The sequence below is a fragment of the Mesorhizobium sp. B4-1-4 genome, from assembly GCF_006439395.2.
Classification (GTDB): domain Bacteria; phylum Pseudomonadota; class Alphaproteobacteria; order Rhizobiales; family Rhizobiaceae; genus Mesorhizobium.
In genome coordinates, this window is the sequence record NZ_CP083950.1 from 1,399,999 (window position 1) to 1,419,244 (window position 19,246).

Here is a 19,246-nt window from a genome sequence, read left to right on the forward strand (position 1 = left end):
AGGCCCCGGTGTCGCGAAATCCCTGATGATCGGCACCCATGTGCTGGCAGGAGAAGCGACTGTCGCTCGCGCGATAGGGGTTAGTTTCTTAACTGTTTTCGATTGCTTTTAGTTGACGGTTTTCGAGTAAAAGCGTGCCGGGATTTGGGATTCATCATGGCGGTGGGAATACTGAGCGATCTGGTTGGCAAGATCCTCGACAGGATTTCGGGCACTGGTCTGCTGGCGACGGGGCTTTTGCTGCTGACTGCCTTTGTCAGTGCGCTCGTGGCCTATTGGCGCACGGTCGAGAATAAGAGCTGGAAGGAGTTTTTCGAGTTCGTCATCCCGCACGAGGTCATCACCCATCCCTCGGCGAAGGCCGATCTGCTTTTCTGGGTGACGAAGAAGGCCCTGATGCCCTTCCTGATGCTGCCTGCCGGCATTGTCTTCGTCACTGCGGTTGGCTACGCAACCAACTGGCTGTTTTCGACACTCTTCCAATTCCAGCCGCCTCTGGTCGAGGGGCCGGCGGGGCCGGTGACGGTGCTGATCTTCACCATCACCATGCTGCTTGCCTATGACATTTCCTATTATCTCTATCATGTTGCCCAGCATCGCTATCCGCTGCTTTGGGAGTTGCACAAGGTGCATCACTCGGCCGAGGTGATGGTCGGGATCACCAAGGACCGGGTCCACCCGCTCGACGAGCTGATGAATCGGGCTTGGGACGGCCTCATCGTGGGAGTCTGCTTCGGCATCTGGTCGCTGATCTCGCTGAACCTTGTCGAACTGACCGTCTTTGGCGTGAACGTCTATGTCATGCGCAACATCCTGATGATGGATTTCGTCAGGCACACGCATTTCAAGATCTCGTTCGGCCGGCTCAACAATGTGATCCTGTGTCCTCATTGGCACCAGTTGCATCACAGCACCGATCCACGCCACTACGACAAGAATTTCGGCCTGCTGTTCTCGTTCTGGGACCGGCTGTTCGGAACATTGTACGTGCCGAAGCCCGACGAGGACTTCAAGTTCGGACTGATCGACCGCGATGTGCGCGATTATCAGTCGCTCGCAGGCCTCTATGTCATGCCGCTGAAGCGGATGTGGAGGCATATCGCCAGGCGCATGCGCCCTGGAAAACCACGGACCTCACGATCATCGGAAGGGACACGGCCATGAACGCTCCTCCTTTCGTGCTCGCTATCCCGCCGACACGCACCTTCGAAGTCGTAACATCGGCGGAGCGGCTGGCCGAGATCACGCCGGCCTGGAGCGCACTTTGGCGGCGCGTCGGCGGGCTGGTTTTCCAGCACCCAGAATGGATCGCGGCCTGGTGGCGCACGACCCCGCACCAGGAACTGCGCACGCTCAGGATCGGACTGGCCTGGAACGGCGACCGGCTCGATGGCGTGATTGCGCTCGCCACTTTCAAGCGCTCCGGCATCCGCATGCTCGAATGGGCGGCGAAGGATCACAGCGACTATGGCGACGCGCTGTTGGCTCCCGACAACGACCCGCAAGCGCTCTCCCGGCTCTGGCAGTATGTTCTTGATCAGGGTGGATTCGACCTGATCTATCTCAACCGTCTGCTGCCGGATGCCAGTGTTCGTGCTCTGCTGAACCCGACCTCGCGCCATGGCAAGGCGCTACGGCCCAACCACCGCAGCGAAATCAGCTACCGTGTCGCCGGTCCCTGGCAGGGTGGGGCGAAATGGTTCGAGACGCTGTCCAAGAAGGCCCGGCAAAACTACCGTCGTGGCCGCAAGTTCATGGGGGAAGGCGGCGAATTGTGTTTCCGCCTGCTGGATGCGGACGAGCCGCGCGAGCCTGTGCTCGCGCGGGTTGCTGCGCTGAAGCGCCTCTGGCTCGCCCGGCATGGCCGCGTCTCGGACCTGTTCGACGAGGGCTCGCCCGTTCTCGCCGCGCTTGTTTCCGTGCTGGCCGAGCTCGGGCTGTTGCGCATCTTCGTGCTGGAGCTTGACGGCACGATTATCGCCGTCTCCATCAATTTCGAGCAGCACGGCACGATGATGGCTTTCGTCACCACCTACGATCCCGAATACGAGCGCGCCTCGCCGGGTATGGTGCTGATGATTGACTATATCCAGTGGTCGCTCGACCGCGGCTTGGCCAAGGTTGACTTTCTCTGCGGCGGCGAGGACTTCAAGCGCCGCTTCGCCACGCAATCAGTCACGCTATGGTCGATGATGGGCGCGCGCGGTCTGCGCGGCCATCTCGCCGCGCTCGCCGATCATGCGAACCATGTTGCGAAATCCTGGCGGCCGCAGCGGCAGCCGAAGGCGGAAACACCCGACGAGTAAGGCCGGCTCGTGTGAACGTGGCATCGCCGCGCTCAAAGGGCGCGAACCGCCGCGAGCACTTCCTCGGCATGGTCCTTGACCCGGACCTTGCGCCAGATCCGGGCGATCCGGCCGTCGCGGCCGATCAGGAACGTCGCGCGCTCGACGCCCATGTATTTGCGGCCATACATCGATTTTTCGACCCACAGATGGTAGGCCTCGATCACCTTGCGCTCCTCGTCGGCGGCGAGGTCGATGGTGAGGTTGTATTTCGACTTGAACTTGTCGTGCTTCCTGACGGGGTCGGGCGACAGGCCGATCACGACGGCGCCGGCCTTCTCGAATTCCGGTTTCAGCTGTGAAAAGCTGATTGCTTCCTGCGTGCAACTCGTCGTGTCGTCCTGCGGATAGAAATAGAGCACCACCGGCTTGCCGGCGGATGCGGCAAGGCTGAGCGAGCCGCCACCATCCCGCGGCAGGTCGAATTGCGGCGCAAGATCACCCACGTCGAGGTCAGCCATACCGATGCCCTTGTTTGAGGTTACGCGCGAAGCCACACCGATATAGTGTCGACCGGGGATTCGTCCACGAGCGAATTCGTACAACGGAAGATTGCGTGGATCAGGAGCAACCGCAGCACGAAAAGATCAGGTTCCGGCGGGATGAAATCACCGACCTGGGGGCCATGCCGTCCGCGTGCCGCGTTCCGCCGCTCGGCCAGGCGTCGATCGGCCGCGGCTTCCGCATCCTTTCGCGCGTGTTCGCCGGCGTGGTCGCGCTCATGCTGCTGGCCGCGGTGGGCGTTTATCTCATAGGCCTTTCCGGCATCGGGGCAGACCGGCTGCGCATCGAGGCGGAGAGCGCCATCGAGAGGCTGGCGGGCGTCGATGTCCATGTCGCGATCGGGCCTGCTCGCATCACGCTCGACGGTTCGAGCTTCATCGCTCTCCAGGTGAGCGATGTCAGCCTGAAGACCAGCGACGGCAACGCCATGGCCGACGCGGGACGCGTGCGCTTCGGCGTTCGCCTTGTGCCGCTGCTATGGGGTGAGGTGCGGCTGACCAGCGCCAGGATCTCCGATGCGCGCATCGTCACGGCGGCGATGCCGTCGGGCGGCGACTGGACCGCTGAATTGCGCAATGGCGATGGGCTGATCGACCCGGAAAAACTGTCCGACGCGGTGTTCGGCAACATCGGCAATGCACTCGATGCGGTGCGCGAGGAATCGATGCATCGCATCGATCTTCACAATGTCGAATTCGTCTTGCCCGAGGCTGGTACGATCAAGTCGATCAAGGTGGCCGACGCCACCGTCGTTCAATCCGGGGCTGGCGGTATCGAGCTGTCGTCGCAGGTGGATCTGGACGGCAAGGCGGTGACCATTGCCGCATCCGCGGCACACGATGCGATGACCAGGCGCGTAACGGCACTGGATGCCACGATCGGGATTGCCGGCGACGGCAACGAAGTCGCGGCGGCGGGTGGTGGCAAGCTGGGCGCGCTCACTCTGAAGCTCAAGGGAGCGCAAGGGGCGGGCGACACCGCCGCGCGGCTGAAGGCGTCCCTGTCGTCCACCGGCTCGGTCCTCGATCTGGGCCCGCGCGGGCTGCTGCCGGCCGATCTCGATGTCGATGCTACGCTTGTCCACGGCAGCAACAAGATTCAGGTCAACCGGCTGTTGCTCAAGACCGGTCGCTCGACCTTCGATTTCGCCGGCTCGATCGGGCCTAAGCCCTCGACTGGCGCCGCGGGCGAGGAGCCAGCCTACCGCTATGACCTGACCAGTGACGGCTCTACACTGGCGCCTTCGGAATCACCCGAGCCCGCACTGACCTTCCTCGCCCGCATCGCCGGCGTCTATCAGACGAAAAGCCACAAATTGGTGGCCGAACAGATCGCCGTCCGGTCCGCCGCTTCCAGCGAGGTGCTTGGCACCGCGGCCGTGGAATTCGTCGACGGCAAGGCTCCCGGAATCAATCTGGCGCTCAACGTCCACGATATGCCGGTCTCTCACGTCAAACAGCTTTGGCCGTGGTTTTCGGCGCGCAATGCGCGGCTCTGGGTGCTGGACAATCTGTTCGGCGGCCGCGTCGTCGATGCCAACCTCCAGTTCCAGGTCGTGCCGGATCGCCTGGGCAACGGCGTGCCGCTTTCGGCGGACGAGGTGTTCGGCCGCTTCCAGATCGAAGGGTCGCGCTTCGACACGGCCGGCCGCATTCCGCCGATACGCGATGCGGTGGGCGTCGTCGGCTTCCACGGCAATGATGTCGATATCGCGCTCTCTTCGGGCACCGTCTTCATGCCCAGCGGCCGCACCGTGGCGGCGAGCAACGGCACGCTGACGATCAAGGCGGCGAACCGCCCGCCGGTCATCGGCGCGCTCGACATCGACGTTGCCGGCGATGCATCCGCTGTCGCCGAACTTGCCTCCTACGAACCGATCAATGCCATGCGCCATGTCGGCTTGCTGCCCGAAGACCTCTCCGGCGGCGTCACCGGTCATGTCAGGGCGGATATCCCGTTGCAATTCGGCGTCGATACCTCGAAGCTCGATTGGCTGGTGTCGCTCGACTACACCGGCCTGTCTCTGGCCAAGCCGTTCGAGGGGCAGACCGTGACGGCTGCCGACGGCTCGATCACGGTCGACCCGGAAAAGGCTGTCATTTCCGCCAAGGCGTCGCTGAACGGCATTCCGGCCGAACTCGATCTCGTCGAGCCGCTGGCGGATGATGGGCCGGCGCGCAGCCGCAAGGTGGCCCTGGTGCTCGACGACAAGGTCCGGGCCGCCGCCATGCCCGGCCTGACGCCGCTGCTCGGCGGAACAGTGAAGGTCGCGATCGACAAGAGCGGCAGCGGCAACCAGAACGTCTCGGCCGACCTGACCAACGCCAGGCTGGACATTCCCTGGGCCGGCTGGAGCAAGGGGGCAGGGGTTCCCGCCAACGTCACCTTCGTCATGACCAAATCCGGCGACACCACGACGCTGTCCGACTTCAACCTCGACGGCAAGACATTCTCCATCGACGGCGGCATCGTGTTGGTCAACGGCGCCCTGTCATCGGCAAAATTCAGCAAGGTCACCTTGAACAGGGGCGACGATGTCGCGGTTTCGGTGAAGCGATCGGGCAAGGGCTATGCGGTCAACATCAGCGGCAACGCCCTGGACGCCCGCTCGCTGATCAAGCAGTTCACCTCGGATGTGGATACGGCCACCAAGACCACTGGCGCTGACGCCATTTCGGTCAGCGCCGATGTCGATCTACTCACCGGGTTCCACGACGAGCAATTGTCCAACCTGAAGCTCGACTACAGCGCGGCCGGTTCGAGGGTGAACGGCCTCAAGGTCAGCGCCACGGCGAGTTCAGGCGCCGCCATAGCGGTCAGCAACACGACCGGCGACGGCCGGCGCGCGCTCAACGTGCAATCGGCGGACGCCGGCGCGATCCTCAGGTTCCTCAACATCTACGAGCATATGGAAGGTGGCTCGATCACGCTGGCGCTGACGGGGGCCAGCGACGGGCCGATGAAGGGCAAGGTCGACACCACCAACTTCTTCGTCGTCAACGAACCGAAACTGGCCTCCATCGTCTCGACTACGCCGGCAGGCGACAGCCGCAGCCTTAACCAGGCGGTCAAGGGCTCTCTCGACACCTCGCGGGTCAAGTTCGAGCGCGGTTATGCCGAGATCGAGAAAGGCAGCGGCTATCTGAAGCTGGCCAACGGCGTGCTGCGCGGCCCGCGCATCGGCACGACGTTCCAGGGCATCCTTTATGACCAGAACAACAATATGGACATGACCGGCACCTTCATGCCGGTCTATGGCCTCAACCGCATCTTTGGCGAACTGCCCATCGTCGGCGCGCTTCTGGGCAACGGCCGCGACCGCGGCCTGATCGGCGTCACCTACCGGCTGAGGGGCAACGCCAACAAGCCGGTGCTCGACGTCAATCCGTTGTCGGTGATCGCGCCAGGCATATTCAGGTCGATCTTCGAATATCGGTGAGGGGCCTCAGACTGGCCGCACCAGGACGTGTTTTTTCCTGCCCAGTGAAAGCTTTACTACGTTTTCCGGACTCAAATCCTGAAGCGTGACCATGCGGCGATCATCGCTGACCGACTGATCGTTCAGGCGCACGGCGCCACCCTGGATGTGCCGCCGCGCCTCGCCATTGGACGAAGCCAACCCGGCCGTGACCAGCAGCGACAGGATGCCGACGCCGGCCTCCAGAGCGGCCTTGTCGGCCTCCACGGTCGGCAATGTTTCGGCGAGCGCGCCTTCCTCGAACGTCTTGCGCGCTGTCTCTCCGGCTTGTTCCGCGGCGGCGCGACCGTGCAGCAAAGCGGTGATTTCGGTGGCGAGGATTTTCTTTGCCTCATTGATCTCGGATCCACTGAGCCGCTCAAGCCGCGCGACCTCGTCCAATGGCAATGTCGTGTAGAGTTTCAGGAAACGGGCAACGTCGGCATCCTCGGTGTTGCGCCAGTACTGCCAGAACTCGTAGGCGCTCAGCATTTCCGCGTCGAGCCAGACCGCGCCCGAGGCCGACTTGCCCATCTTGGCGCCGGACGAGGTCGTCAGCAGCGGCGTCGTCAGCGCGTAAAGCTGCGCATCCTCCATGCGGCGGCCGAGATCGATGCCGTTGATGATATTGCCCCACTGATCGGAGCCGCCCATCTGCAGGCGGCAGCCGAGACGTTTGTAGAGCTCGACGAAATCATAGGCCTGCAGGATCATGTAATTGAATTCGAGGAACGACAGCGACTGCTCGCGATCGAGCCGGAGCTTGACGGAATCGAAGGCGAGCATGCGGTTGACCGAAAAGTGCCGGCCGACGTCGCGCAGGAAATTGACGTAGTTGATCTCCATCAGCCAGTCGGCGTTGTTGATCATCACCGCGTCGTTGGGACCACTGCCGAATTTCAGGTATGGCATGAAGTTGCGGCGGATGCCGGCCAGGTTGTCGTCAATGTCCTGCGGCGTCAAAAGTTTGCGCGCCTCGTCCTTGAAGGACGGATCACCGATCATCGAGGTGCCGCCACCCATCAGCGCGATCGGCCGATGACCGGTCTTCTGCAACCAGTGCAGCATCATGATCTGGATGAGTGAACCAGCATGCAAGCTCTTGGCGGTCGCATCGAAACCGATATAGGCCGTTACCGTCTCCGTGGCGAAAAGCTGGTCGAGACCGGCATCATCCGAGGTCTGGTGGATAAAGCCGCGCTCGCTCATCGTGCGCAGGAAGTCGGATTTGAAGGCGGACATTTTTTCTTTCCCGAGAGCGTCGGCGCAATCCGGCGCGGACATATGAACGCGCGCGTTTAGCACCCAAGCGCGATCAGCAAAAGTGGAATCCGGTTTTGCGCCTGTTCGCGGCACCAGGAGTTCGTGAGCAGCAAAAAATGGAATCCGGTTTTGCTGGTGCGCCGACCCGGAGTTCCCGATCAGGAAAGCGGCAACGCGATCAACCCTTGTTGAAACGGCGTAACGCGCCTTGGGGCACGAATGCTTGCTTCATCGTTTCGGCTGGCGTAATGAGGCGCCGCGCCACAAGGTTCCTGCAACCCCACGACCTCCAACGGCACCGCATGGCATCCATCGAATGCCATACCCGACGACAGAGCCCCACGCGACATGCCGGACGCATTGATATCCATCGTCATTCCTTGCAGGAACGAGGCGGCAAACCTGCCGCTGCTGATCGACGAGATCGAGACGGCGATGACCGGGCGTGATTTCGAGCTGATCATCGTCAATGACGGTTCGACCGACGAAACCGCTGCGGTGCTTGCCGAGCAGGCGGCACGTCGGCCATTCCCGGTGCGGGAATTGCGGCACCCGAAATCCGCCGGCCAGAGTCTCTCGGTGCGTTCGGGCGCCTGGGCGGCGCGCGGCAGCATCGTCGCAACGATCGACGGCGACGGACAGAACGATCCGCAATACATTCCCGTGCTCGTCGACGCATTGCGGCAGGCCGGCCCCGATTTCGGCGCCGCGCAGGGACAGCGCCTCAAGCGCCGCGACAGCAAGGTCAAGCAACTGGCGTCGCGTTTCGCCAACTGGCTGAGAAACGCCATCCTGCATGATGAGACGCGCGACACCGGCTGCGGCCTGAAAGCGGTTCATACCGATATCTTACGCAAACTGCCGTTCTTCGACGGCACCCATCGCTTCGTTCCGGCCCTGGTTATCCAAGAGGGGTATCGCGTCGTGCATTGCGACGTCATCGATCGCTCGCGCCGGCACGGGAAATCGAACTACGGCATTTTCGATCGCGGCCTGCAAGGCGTGCTCGATCTTGGCGGCGTCTGGTGGTTGCGCCGCAGGCGTCGCAGAATGCCAAAAGTAGAGGAAATCAGGCGTGGTTAACGTGTTACAGGAACTGGTAACCTGGCTTCACCAGGTTTTCATCAAGCAATTCGACGCCTGGGTTCTGCTCGGTTTCATCGCCCAGTTCTTCTTCACCATGCGCTTCGTCGTGCAGTGGCTCGCTTCGGAAAAGGCCAAGCGCAGCGTCGTGCCGGTGGCGTTCTGGTTTTTCTCGTTGTTTGGCGGCGGTCTGCTTCTGATCTACGCCATCCAGCGCCAGGATCCGGTGTTCATCGCCGGCCAGGCCATGGGCATGTTCATCTATGTCAGAAATCTCTGGCTGATCGCCAATGAGCGCAAGGCGGCTATGACCAAGGTCGATTGAGCGGCCCGTCACTTCGAAAATCCATCACAGAGGCTAAAGCATGGCGTTGAACAGGAACTACATTCTTCTCTTCCTGTTCAGCCTGCTGATGACGATGTCGGGATTGGCATCGATGCCGCCGCTCGACCGCGACGAACCGCGCTTCGTACAGGCCACCAAGCAGATGGTCGAGAGCGGCGACTATGTCGATATCCGCTTTCAGGATGCCTCACGCTACCAGAAGCCGATCGGCATCTACTGGCTGCAATCGGCGGCCGTGGCACTCAGCGGGCAAGGCGCCGGGGCGCCGATCTGGATCTACCGCACGGTCTCCGCGCTTGGCATCGCCATTGCCGTGCTGGCGATTGCATGGACAGGGACCAATCTATTTGGAGCGAGTGCCGGTATTGCCGCCGGCCTGGTGATGGCCGCGATCTTCGCCACCGCTTTCGAAGGCCGCGACGCAAAGACCGATGCGATGCTGCTGGCCTGCTGCGTGGCGGCACAAGGCGCGCTGGCGCAGATCTATCTGGCATCGCGCCGCAACGAGCCGGTTGGCGGCCATCTCTGGTGGATCTTCTGGATCGCCCAAGGGGCAGCGATCCTGATCAAGGGCCCGATCGCGCCGCTGCTGTCGGCGCTGACCATCGCGGTGCTGTTCGCCTTCGAGCGTGATGGGCGCTGGCTGTCGAAGCTCAGGGTCGGGCGCGGACTGCTGCTCGTCGTGCTGATCGCGCTGCCTTGGCTCGCCGCGATTACCTGGAAGAGCCACGGCGCCTTCCTGCAGCAGGCGGTCGGCAAGGACATGCTCGGCAAGGTCGCGTCGGGCGAGGAATCGCACGGCCTGCCGCCCGGCTTCTACATGCTGACCTATTCGCTGTTCATGTGGCCGTTCGGGTTGATCGCGGTCGGCGCCGGCCTTCAGGCCCTGAACCGTCTGCGCGACGATATCAGGCTGCGCTTTTGCCTTGCCTGGTATATTCCATTCTGGCTGGTGTTCGAACTGATCCCGACGAAGCTGCCGCATTACGTGCTGCCGGCCTATCCCGGCATGGCGCTGCTGATCGGCTGGTTGCTGACGTTGCAGCCGCAGGACGCCAATGCACCGCTCAAGCGCTGGCAGCAATGGCTGTGGTGGTCGACCGCGTTTGGTCTGGTGGTGGTCAGCCTCGGCCTTGCCGCGGTCTGCATCGGAGCGCCGATCTACCTTACCCACGCTTTCTCCTGGTGGAGCATTCCGGCGGCAGCCGCCGCGCTCGGCACCGGCTATCTCGCGTTTTCCCGGCAGTTGCAGGTGCCGCTGCCCCGCATCGGCGCCGTCGCGGCTTGTGCCGGCATCACCTATGCCTTGCTGTTCGGGGTCATCGCGCCGTCGCTAAAGCCGATATGGCTGAGCCCGGCGATCAAGGCGGCGGTGCTTGCCAATAAACCTTGCGACACGACGGTGCTGGCCTCGGCGCGCTACCAGGAACCGAGCCTGGTGTTCCTGGTCGGCACGAAAACGGTGCTGACGGATGTCGGCGGCGTTGCGGAACATCTGCTTGCCGACCCTGCCTGCGCGCTGGGGCTGGCGCCGATCGGCGACGAGCAGAAACTCAATGGCATGCTGTCGGTGCGAGGCAAATCGGTGAACCGTGTCGCCAAGATCGATGGCCTCAACTATTCGTCGGGAGACAAACTGTCGCTCGGCCTTTACCGTGTCGCGCAATGACTTCGATGATGGTGTCGAGTTCCCAATGCTCGTGAAATCGCGTCTACCCGTTTCTGGCAAGCTCCTGGGGGTGGGGCGGCGGTCGGTCGACAATTTTCGCGACACGATGCGCATCGCGAAGAGCCGCTTTGCCGCTCGTCCTGCCCGATACCCAGATATAGTGTGGCCGGTTTGGGCAATTGTTTGGGTCTTGCTGACGGCTGCGGCGTTCGTTCGGCTCGACACGCTGGCGGGGCAGATTCATGGCCAGTGGTCGCCCGGCGTCGGCAGGCTTGCGGAATTCCTGACACAGTTCGCGCTCGGTGGCTGGTACCTGATCCCGTCGGCGCTCCTGCTTGTCGCGGCCAACCTGACCGATTGGCGGAGCCTTTCGCGCCGGCGGTTGATGCTCGTCTACAACTGGACCTGCCTGGCGTTTCTCGTGCTCGCCTCGGTCGGCCTGTCCGGCTTGCTGGTGAACGTCCTCAAATATGCGATCGGACGTGCCCGCCCGCTCTATTTCCAGGATTTCGGTGTTCTTGCGCTACATCCTTTTGCCTTCGACGCCCGCTTCGCCGGCTTCCCTTCCGGTCATGCCACGACGATGGGCGCCGTGTTCGGCATCCTGCTGCTCTTGTTTCCGCGGCGCTGGTATATCGCCCTGGCGGTGACGGCCTGCATCGCCTCGACCAGGGTCTTTGTCGGTGCGCACTATCCCAGCGACACGGTGGCCGGCTTCGGCCTCGGCTGCGCCTTCGCGCTTGTCTGCGGGTTGGTTTTTGCCCGCCTCGGCTTCATCTTCCGGCCGGCAGCGACGGGCCTGGCGGTCCGCAAATCGTCATTCCGGCTGGTTGCGCCAGAAAGATAGGCGGTGCCGGGCGCGTGGATGAGCGAAAAGCTTGCCTGATGTGGCCGGCACGCCCGCAAAGCAGATACGGCGAGGCGGACATTGTCCGCCCGCCCATGGAATGACCTGACCTCCTAGTCACCTGAATCTGAAGTTCGGTTCATTGTCTTCTGGCAGAAGCGCTTGACCGACGCGAGGATTTGGTCGGCGGATTTGACCCATTTGTATGGGGTCGGGTTCTCGTTGTGGGTTTCGATGAAGGCGTCGATATCAGCTTCCAGTTCTGCGGTGGAACGGTGTACGCCGCGCTGCAACTGCTTTCGCGTCAGCTCTGCGAACCACCGCTCGACCTGATTGATCCAGGATGCCGACGTTGGCGTGAAGTGAACATGCCAGTGTGGACGGCGCGCGAGCCAAGCCTTGATCCTCGGCGTCTTGTGGGTCGCATAGTTGTCCATCACCAGATGCACGTCCGGGCCATTGGGCATTTCGGTGTCGATCCGCTTCAGGAAGTCGAGGAATTCGGTGGCCCGGTGACGCTTGTAGCAATGACCTATCACCGCCCCAGTGGCAACATCGAGCGCGGCGAACAGAGAAGTCGTGCCGTTGCGAACATAAGTATGAGTACGCCGTTCGGCGACGCCCGGTGCCATAGGCAGAACCGGCTGCTCGCGATCCAATGCCTGGATTTGCGATTTCTCATCCACGCATAGCACGATCGCCCGGTCCGGTGGTGACATATAGAGGCCGACGATGTCCTGCACCTTATCAACGAAGAGCGGATCGGAGGAAAGCTTGAATGTCTCGGTACGATGCGGCTGCAGGCAAAAACGCGGTCCAGATCCGACGGATGGTGGTATGAGAAAGGCCGCGGTCGGCTGCCATCGAACGGATGGACCAGTGCGTGGCATCCTTGGGAGTGGTGTTCAACGTACGCTCGACGACCTGAGCAACCTGGGCATCGGAGACAGTTCGCGGTCGACCGGTACGATATTCATCTGTCAGCCCTTCAATACCATCCTGTACGAACCGACGGCGCCACTTGCCAACCGTGTGCTCGTGAACACCCAGGCGTTCGGCAACGTCTTTGCTTTGCAAACCCTGCGCGCACAGCAAGACCATCCGGCATCGATCCGACAAGGAGCGCGGCGCCTTATGCCGGCGCACCTGAGATTCGAGGAAACCTCTATCCGCGTCGCTTAGAACGACAAGGTCCGCCTGCCTGCCAGCCATGAATCAAACTCCTGCTCTTGTGACAGAAGCCAAACAAAATGAAGCTTACTTTTGTTCCAGGGGACTAGCGCAGCCGCTTCGGCCGAGGATCAGACAACTCGCCGGCGAGCCGCCGATCGAGATAGTCGGCACATTCCTCGATCAAAAGGTCTGCGTCATTGGCGAAGAAATGGTTGGCGCCGGGCAAGGTCTTCTGGGTGATGGTGATGCCCTTTTGCGTGTGCAGCTTATCGACCAGGCCTTGCACATCCTTGGGCGGCGCCACTTTGTCGGCATCGCCATGGATGATCAGGCCGGATGACGGGCAGGGCGCCAGGAACGAGAAATCATAGGTGTTCGGCTGCGGCGCGATCGAGATGAAGCCTTCGATCTCGGGCCGGCGCATCAGGAGCTGCATGCCGATCCACGAGCCGAACGAATAACCGGCGACCCAGCAGCTCTTGGAATCCGGATGCAGCGACTGCACCCAGTCGAGAGCGGCGGCCGCGTCAGACAATTCGCCGGTGCCGTGATCGAATTCGCCCTGGCTGCGGCCGATGCCGCGGAAATTGAAGCGCAGCGTGGTGAAATCACGCTTCTGGAACATGTAGAAGAGGTCGTAGACGATCTTGTTGTTCATCGTGCCGCCGAACTGCGGGTGCGGATGTAGGACGATGGCGATCGGCGCGCTCTTTTCCTTGGAGGGCTGATAGCGTCCCTCCAGGCGGCCGGCCGGACCGGTGAAAATGACCTCAGGCATAAAATACTCCACTTGGCATACGAATGCGCGGCGCCCGGAACGTGTCTTCCTCTGGCCTTGACGCAGGGCGAGCGTCTTCTTAGAAGCTAGTTTAGAACTATTCAAAACTAAGTGGCCAGACCTCGAGCCTGGCTACCGCGCCGCAAGCCGCGTAAATAGGACGGCTCGCCTTGGAATTTCAAGGAAATAACGCCATACGACAGCGGAATGGCTTCTGAAGGGACCGACTGGACGAAAATGGCCGCAAAACGCGCCTATCTCGACTACAATGCCAGCACTCCGCTGCTCGCGGCGGCACGCGAGGCTATGGTCGCGGCGCTGGACGTGACCGCCAATCCGTCCTCGGTCCACGCCGAAGGGCGCGCGGCGCGACGCCTGATCGAGACTGCGAGGCGTGAGGTTGCGGCGCTGGTGAATGCCAGGCCCGAGCATGTCGTGTTCACCTCCGGCGCGACCGAAGCGGCCTCGACGCTGCTGACCCCGGACTGGCAGATGGGGCGTGGCAGCGTTCGCATGAGCCGGCTTTACGTGTCGGCGGCCGACCATCCCTGCCTGTTGAATGGCGGGCGCTTCCCGGCAGCGCAGGTGACGCGCATCGGCGTCGATGCCAGTGGCATTGCCGATCTTGTCGCCCTGGCTACCGCGCTTGACGCTCACGACGAGGCCGATGGCCTGCCGCTGGTGGCGATCCATGCCGCTAACAACGAGACCGGCGTCATCCAGCCGATCGATCGTATCGCAGGGATCGTGAAGGCCGCGGGCGGCGTTCTCGTCGTTGATGCGGTTCAAGCCGCGGGCCGTGTTTCAATCGATATGTCAGCGGGTTACGCCGATTATTTGATTCTGTCTTCGCACAAGATCGGTGGCCCCAAGGGCGTTGGGGCCATTGTCGCCGCCGCCGATCTGATGATGCCCAAGCCCCTGATCAACGGTGGAGGCCAGGAAAAGGGCCACCGCGGCGGAACGGAAAACCTCGCCGCCATCGCCGGTTTTGGCGCGGCCGCGCGTGAGGCTTTGGCCGAATTGCAGGCTATGGATGCGGTGCGACAGCGCCGTGACGAGATCGAGGCCATCGTGAAAACGCTGGTGCCCGAGGCGGAAATCTTTGGAACCGGCGCGCCAAGGCTTGCCAACACGACATTCTTCGCTATTGCGAACGTCAAGGCGGAAACCGCGCAGATCGCTTTCGATCTGGCCGGTGTGGCGCTGTCGGCCGGCTCCGCCTGCTCGTCGGGCAAGGTCGGGCCGAGCCATGTGCTGAAGGCAATGGGCTACGGCGACAGTCTCGGCGCCTTGCGCGTGTCGATCGGTTCGGCGACGGGCGCCGAGGACATCGAACTGTTCCGCGCCGCGCTGGCGGGGATCGCCGCGCGCCAAGCCGCCAGAGACAAGGCGGATAGGGATAAAGCCGCGTAGCGGTTGGGAGCATCGGACCGAAAAGTGCGTAGCGGTTTTCGGGAAAATCCGATGTTTGGGTAACGTATTCGGGCCTTCGGGCCTGGTAGAGCCGTGCGTTTCATGCTGGCCGGGTGAATTTCCGGTCGAAGCGCACTATATGAAACTACGCTGCCGCGAATGCCCCTTTTGGTGTCCATTTCGGCGGTGCCATAGTTTGAAAACTGTCGGGTCTTGACCCCGGCGTGGATGGAGAACGCTTATGCCTGCTGTGCAGGAGACGATCGATCGAGTCCGCAAGATCGATGTCGACCAGTATAAATATGGATTCCAGACCGAAATCGCTGTCGACAAGGCCCCCAAGGGCCTGAGCGAAGACATCATCCGTTTCATTTCGGCAAAGAAGGACGAACCGTCCTGGATGCTGGAATGGCGCCTGGAAGCCTATCGCCGCTGGCTGACGCTCGAGGAGCCGACCTGGGCGCGCGTCAACTATCCCAAGATCGATTTCCAGGACATCTATTACTACGCGGCGCCCAAGAGCACGCCCGGCCCGAAGTCGCTGAGCGATGTCGATCCCGAACTGCTGAAGGTCTACGAGAAGCTCGGCATTCCGCTGAAGGAGCAGGAAATCCTGGCTGGCGTCCAGAAGACCGATGCTTCCGAACTCGAGGAAGTCAGCGACAATGTCTATAAATCGGGCCGCGTCGCGGTCGACGCGGTGTTCGATTCCGTCTCGGTCGTCACAACCTTCAAGAAGGAGTTGGCGCAGGCCGGCGTTATCTTCTGCTCGATCTCGGAAGCCATCCGCGAGCACCCCGAACTGGTACAGAAATATCTGGGCTCGGTGGTGCCGACATCCGACAATTTCTACGCCACGCTGAATTCGGCTGTCTTCACCGACGGCTCGTTCGTCTTCGTGCCCAAGGGCGTGCGCTGCCCGATGGAGCTGTCGACCTATTTCCGCATGAACGAGAAGAACACCGGCCAGTTCGAGCGCACGCTGATCATCGCCGAGGAGGGGGCCTACGTCTCCTATCTCGAAGGCTGCACGGCGCCGCAGCGCGACGAGAACCAGCTTCACGCCGCTGTCGTCGAACTGGTGGCGCTCGACGATGCCGAGATCAAATATTCGACCGTGCAGAACTGGTACCCCGGCGATGCCGAGGGCAAGGGCGGCATCTACAATTTCGTCACCAAGCGCGGCGACTGCCGTGGCGACCGTTCGAAGATCTCGTGGACGCAGGTCGAAACCGGCTCGGCCATCACGTGGAAGTATCCGAGCTGCATCCTGCGCGGCGACGATTCCTCGGGCGAATTCTATTCGATTGCGGTGTCGAACGGCTATCAGCAGGTCGACTCGGGCACCAAGATGATCCATCTCGGCAAGAACACGTCGAGCCGCATCATCTCCAAGGGCATCGCTGCCGGCTTCTCGCAGAACACCTATCGCGGCCAGGTCTCGGCGCACCGCAAGGCGACCAACGCCCGCAACTTCACCAATTGCGACTCGTTGCTGATCGGCGACCAATGCGGCGCGCACACCGTGCCCTACATGGAAGCCAAGAACTCGACGGCGCAGTTCGAGCACGAGGCGACGACGTCGAAGATTTCCGAGGACCAGAAGTTCTACGTCATGCAGCGCGGCATTCCGGAAGAAGAGGCGATCGCGCTGATCGTCAACGGCTTCGTCAAGGACGTCATCCAGCAACTGCCGATGGAGTTCGCGGTGGAGGCGCAGAAGCTGATCGGCATCTCGCTGGAAGGAAGCGTGGGCTAGTCGAGAATATGCTGAAGTTCCTGGGAAACATGCTACTTGGTGCCTTGGCGGTAGCGCTGTTCCTTGCGGTCGCCGGTGCCGTGTTGGCGCTCGTCGGCTCTATCGGCGACCTTCCGGTTCTGAAGCAAGTCAGCGGCTCGCTATCCGTCTTGGGAGTGTCCTGCTTTTTTGCTGCCTTTCTAGTGTTGGGCCTTGTTAACCGGATGAGACCAATGGGGCAGCACAAAGTCGATGGCGGTGCTGGGTGATATCGATGAGCGCGCCCATTCTCAGAGAGGACATCTGGTTTGCCGTCCGCTGGCGGCGACTTTGGGCTGTTCGCCGCGAGGGCAACATCGCCATGGCGAAGTATGCCGGGGCGACCGTCGTCTCGGCATTTGCCGGCATCCTGCTGGCCGCCTTCGTCAACCTCTATGTCGGCCTCGCCGTCTTCGCTATCGCCTTCGGCCTGTCCTTCTGGTGGTTCAAGGCGCTGCAGCGCCGTCACACCGATTACTCCATCACTTACGACGACTATTTCAGAGAAAAGAACAATGCTTGAGATCAAGAACCTGCATGCCCGCATCGTCGATGACGGCACCGAAATCATCCGCGGCTTGAACCTGACGGTGAAAGCCGGCGAGGTCGCCGCCATCATGGGCCCGAACGGCTCGGGCAAATCGACGCTGTCCTACATCCTGGCGGGGCGAGAGGACTATGAGGTGACGGAGGGCGACATCCTCTACAACGGCCAGTCGATCCTCGAAATGGATCCGGCCGAGCGCGCTACTTCCGGAATCTTCCTCGCCTTCCAGTATCCCATGGAGATACCGGGCGTGGCGACCATGGAATTCCTGAAGGTGGCGATGAACGAGCAGCGCAAGGCGCGCGGCGAGGAGCCGCTGAAGATCCCGGAATTTCTCAAGCGCGTGAAGGAAGCCGCCGCCTCGCTCAACATGGACATCAACATGCTGAAGCGGCCGCTCAACGTCGGTTTCTCCGGCGGCGAGAAGAAGCGCGCCGAGATCCTGCAGATGAAGCTTCTGGAGCCGAAACTCTGCGTGCTCGACGAGACCGATTCCGGCCTTGACATCGATGCGCTGAAGATCGTGTCCGACGGCGTCAACGCGCTGCGTTCGCCCGACCGGGCCTTCCTGGTCATCACCCACTACCAGCGTCTGCTCGAGCACATCGTGCCCGACAGCGTACACGTGCTCTACAAAGGCCAGGTCATCAAGTCGGGCGACAAGTCGCTGGCGCTCGACCTCGAAGCCAACGGCTATGCCGGCGTGATCGGCGAAGCCGCGTGAAATGGCGGAGGCAAGACTGATGAACATGCACGCACAACCGCAGCGGACACCGGCCGAGACAGCGTTGATCGACGCGTTCGGCGATCGGCTGTCGCTGCTGCCGGGTGACGGCGCAGTGATGCTGAAGCGCGACGACGCCATCGAGGCGATCAAGCACGGCCTGCCGACGCGGCGCGTCGAATCCTGGCACTACACCGATCTGCGCCGGTTGTTGAACACGGTTCCGGATTTCGATCCGGCCGCCGCGGCGAAAGCCATTGCGCCAATCGTTGAAGGCTCGACGGTTCTGGCCATGCTGAACGGCGCGTCGAGCGCCAAGGCGCCCGTCGTCGAGGGCGTCAGCGTGCAACGCCTATCGGAAAAGCTGACCGACGGTAGCATTGCGCCGGGCCTCGCTCCCTATGGCAGCGACGACGCTATCGGCGCGCTGAACACGGCCTTTGTCGCCGACGGTTATTTCATCGATATTGCCGACGGCGCCGAGCTGGAAAAGCCGCTCGAATTGCAGAATTTGCAGGCAGGCGGCCAGACCCATGTGCGTTTACCTGTACGCGTCGGCGCTGGCGGCAAGGCAGTTATAGTCGAGCGTCAGGCAGGTGAGGGCGTGGCGCTGGTCAGCTCGGTGAGCCAGCTCGTGCTCGGCGAGGGCGCCGAGGTGACCTGGCTGATCGTGCAGGAGCAGCCGGACACGGCCACGCATCTGGCGCAGTTCAAGGCCCATATCGGCAAGAACGCGAAGCTGACGCTGTTCGTCATGAACGCCGGCGGCAGATTGGTGCGCCAGGAGATCGTGATCAAGACCACCGGCGAGGGCGCCGACTTCAAGTTGCGTGGCATCAATCTGTTGGCGGGCGACACACACACCGATGTGACGATGGTGCTCGACCACGCAGTCCCGCATACGACATCGACGGAAGTGATCCGCAATGTCGTCACCGGCAAAGCGCGCGGTGTCTTCCAGGGCCGCATCAACGTCCATCAATATGCGCAGAAGACCAACGCCAAGATGGCCTGCAACACGCTGCTTCTGTCGGACGATGGCGAGTTCTCGACCAAGCCCGAACTCGAAATCTTCGCCGACGACGTCGTCTGCGGCCACGGCGCGACGGTCACCGAGATCGACCACGACCATCTGTTCTACCTGATGGCGCGCGGCGTCGACGAGAAGACCGCACGGGGCCTTCTGGTGAAAGCGTTCGTCGCCGAGGTGATCGAGGAGATGGATGACGAGACGATCGTCGAGGCGCTGGAAGCGCGGCTCGATGAATGGTTCGTGACACACGGGTAAGCACTCTTCCTTCCCCCTTTGTGGGAGAA

15 protein-coding genes and 1 pseudogene are annotated in these 19,246 nt (G+C 62.1%); 12 read left to right on the forward strand and 4 right to left on the reverse strand.

Annotated elements, in window-relative coordinates:
- Positions 1-156 precede the first annotated feature (156 nt).
- Both FJW03_RS06650 and FJW03_RS06655 read left to right on the forward strand, forming a co-directional pair.
- Complete coding sequence (locus FJW03_RS06650; protein WP_181173336.1) at positions 157-1,164, forward strand: sterol desaturase family protein; 1,008 nt, start codon at positions 157-159, stop codon at positions 1,162-1,164.
- Entirely contained in the window at positions 1,161-2,306 is a 1,146-nt protein-coding gene (locus tag FJW03_RS06655; protein ID WP_140766653.1) for a GNAT family N-acetyltransferase, read from the forward strand. The genes FJW03_RS06650 and FJW03_RS06655 overlap by 4 nt, the downstream gene beginning before the upstream one ends.
- 32 nt (positions 2,307-2,338) lie before the next feature.
- Here the strand turns inward: FJW03_RS06655 and FJW03_RS06660 are convergent, their stop codons facing one another.
- Complete coding sequence (locus FJW03_RS06660; RefSeq protein ID WP_140766654.1) at positions 2,339-2,806, reverse strand: peroxiredoxin; 468 nt, start codon at positions 2,804-2,806, stop codon at positions 2,339-2,341.
- A gap of 95 nt (positions 2,807-2,901) precedes the next feature.
- Between FJW03_RS06660 and FJW03_RS06665 the strand changes: the two genes are divergently transcribed.
- Positions 2,902-6,288: a DUF3971 domain-containing protein gene (locus FJW03_RS06665; protein WP_140766655.1), complete on the forward strand. Its 3,387-nt coding sequence runs from the start codon at positions 2,902-2,904 to the stop codon at positions 6,286-6,288.
- 6 nt (positions 6,289-6,294) lie between these two features.
- Here the strand turns inward: FJW03_RS06665 and tyrS are convergent, their stop codons facing one another.
- Complete coding sequence (gene tyrS, locus FJW03_RS06670) at positions 6,295-7,548, reverse strand: tyrosine--tRNA ligase (RefSeq protein ID WP_140766656.1); 1,254 nt, start codon at positions 7,546-7,548, stop codon at positions 6,295-6,297.
- 369 nt (positions 7,549-7,917) lie between these two features.
- Between tyrS and FJW03_RS06675 the strand changes: the two genes are divergently transcribed.
- The 4 genes from FJW03_RS06675 to FJW03_RS06690 all read left to right on the forward strand — a co-directional run bounded on the left by FJW03_RS06675 (position 7,918) and on the right by FJW03_RS06690 (position 11,514).
- Positions 7,918-8,652, forward strand: coding sequence for a glycosyltransferase family 2 protein (locus FJW03_RS06675; protein ID WP_140766657.1), 735 nt, complete (start codon positions 7,918-7,920; stop codon positions 8,650-8,652).
- Positions 8,645-8,977 (forward strand): lipid-A-disaccharide synthase N-terminal domain-containing protein, encoded by a 333-nt coding sequence (locus FJW03_RS06680; protein ID WP_140609439.1) that lies wholly within the window; start codon positions 8,645-8,647, stop codon positions 8,975-8,977. The genes FJW03_RS06675 and FJW03_RS06680 overlap by 8 nt, the downstream gene beginning before the upstream one ends.
- 40 nt (positions 8,978-9,017) lie before the next feature.
- Complete coding sequence (locus tag FJW03_RS06685) at positions 9,018-10,667, forward strand: ArnT family glycosyltransferase (RefSeq protein ID WP_181169031.1); 1,650 nt, start codon at positions 9,018-9,020, stop codon at positions 10,665-10,667.
- Between the two features lie 190 nt (positions 10,668-10,857).
- Complete coding sequence (locus tag FJW03_RS06690; RefSeq protein ID WP_226890606.1) at positions 10,858-11,514, forward strand: phosphatase PAP2 family protein; 657 nt, start codon at positions 10,858-10,860, stop codon at positions 11,512-11,514.
- 113 nt (positions 11,515-11,627) lie between these two features.
- Here FJW03_RS06690 and FJW03_RS06695 read toward each other — a convergent pair.
- Positions 11,628-12,726, reverse strand: a pseudogene (locus tag FJW03_RS06695) (IS630 family transposase).
- 64 nt (positions 12,727-12,790) lie between these two features.
- Positions 12,791-13,465 carry an alpha/beta hydrolase gene (locus tag FJW03_RS06700; RefSeq protein ID WP_027042409.1) on the reverse strand — a complete coding sequence of 225 codons (675 nt, stop codon included), beginning with the start codon at positions 13,463-13,465 and terminating at the stop codon, positions 12,791-12,793.
- Positions 13,466-13,702: 237 nt separating this feature from the next.
- Here FJW03_RS06700 and FJW03_RS06705 point away from each other — a divergent pair, with 237 nt between their 5' ends.
- The 5 genes from FJW03_RS06705 to sufD all read left to right on the forward strand — a co-directional run bounded on the left by FJW03_RS06705 (position 13,703) and on the right by sufD (position 19,217).
- Positions 13,703-14,881 (forward strand): cysteine desulfurase family protein, encoded by a 1,179-nt coding sequence (locus tag FJW03_RS06705; protein WP_140762253.1) that lies wholly within the window; start codon positions 13,703-13,705, stop codon positions 14,879-14,881.
- A 241-nt stretch (positions 14,882-15,122) separates the two neighbouring features.
- Entirely contained in the window at positions 15,123-16,640 is a 1,518-nt protein-coding gene (gene sufB, locus FJW03_RS06710; RefSeq protein ID WP_140609433.1) for a Fe-S cluster assembly protein SufB, read from the forward strand.
- Positions 16,641-16,893: 253 nt separating this feature from the next.
- On the forward strand, positions 16,894-17,181 hold the full coding sequence (locus tag FJW03_RS06715; protein ID WP_140609429.1) for a hypothetical protein: 288 nt from the start codon (positions 16,894-16,896) through the stop codon (positions 17,179-17,181).
- Positions 17,174-17,929: a Fe-S cluster assembly ATPase SufC gene (sufC, locus tag FJW03_RS06720; RefSeq protein ID WP_140609427.1), complete on the forward strand. Its 756-nt coding sequence runs from the start codon at positions 17,174-17,176 to the stop codon at positions 17,927-17,929. The genes FJW03_RS06715 and sufC overlap by 8 nt, the downstream gene beginning before the upstream one ends.
- A gap of 19 nt (positions 17,930-17,948) precedes the next feature.
- Positions 17,949-19,217 (forward strand): Fe-S cluster assembly protein SufD, encoded by a 1,269-nt coding sequence (gene sufD / locus FJW03_RS06725; protein ID WP_140609425.1) that lies wholly within the window; start codon positions 17,949-17,951, stop codon positions 19,215-19,217.
- Positions 19,218-19,246: the final 29 nt, after the last annotated feature.

What these genes read in the sequence shown, in the direction of transcription:
- FJW03_RS06715 (WP_140609429.1), top strand. Translation starts at nt 16,894, where the DNA reads ATGAGCGCGCCCATTCTCAGAGAGGACATCTGGTTTGCCGTCCGCTGG.
- sufB (WP_140609433.1), top strand. Translation starts at nt 15,123, where the DNA reads ATGCCTGCTGTGCAGGAGACGATCGATCGAGTCCGCAAGATCGATGTC.
- FJW03_RS06650 (WP_181173336.1), top strand. Translation starts at nt 157, where the DNA reads ATGGCGGTGGGAATACTGAGCGATCTGGTTGGCAAGATCCTCGACAGG.
- FJW03_RS06705 (WP_140762253.1), top strand. Translation starts at nt 13,703, where the DNA reads ATGGCCGCAAAACGCGCCTATCTCGACTACAATGCCAGCACTCCGCTG.
- FJW03_RS06655 (WP_140766653.1), top strand. Translation starts at nt 1,161, where the DNA reads ATGAACGCTCCTCCTTTCGTGCTCGCTATCCCGCCGACACGCACCTTC.
- FJW03_RS06700 (WP_027042409.1), bottom strand. Translation starts at nt 13,465, where the DNA reads ATGCCTGAGGTCATTTTCACCGGTCCGGCCGGCCGCCTGGAGGGACGC.
- tyrS (WP_140766656.1), bottom strand. Translation starts at nt 7,548, where the DNA reads ATGTCCGCCTTCAAATCCGACTTCCTGCGCACGATGAGCGAGCGCGGC.
- sufC (WP_140609427.1), top strand. Translation starts at nt 17,174, where the DNA reads ATGCTTGAGATCAAGAACCTGCATGCCCGCATCGTCGATGACGGCACC.
- sufD (WP_140609425.1), top strand. Translation starts at nt 17,949, where the DNA reads ATGAACATGCACGCACAACCGCAGCGGACACCGGCCGAGACAGCGTTG.
- FJW03_RS06660 (WP_140766654.1), bottom strand. Translation starts at nt 2,806, where the DNA reads ATGGCTGACCTCGACGTGGGTGATCTTGCGCCGCAATTCGACCTGCCG.
- FJW03_RS06685 (WP_181169031.1), top strand. Translation starts at nt 9,018, where the DNA reads ATGGCGTTGAACAGGAACTACATTCTTCTCTTCCTGTTCAGCCTGCTG.
- FJW03_RS06675 (WP_140766657.1), top strand. Translation starts at nt 7,918, where the DNA reads ATGCCGGACGCATTGATATCCATCGTCATTCCTTGCAGGAACGAGGCG.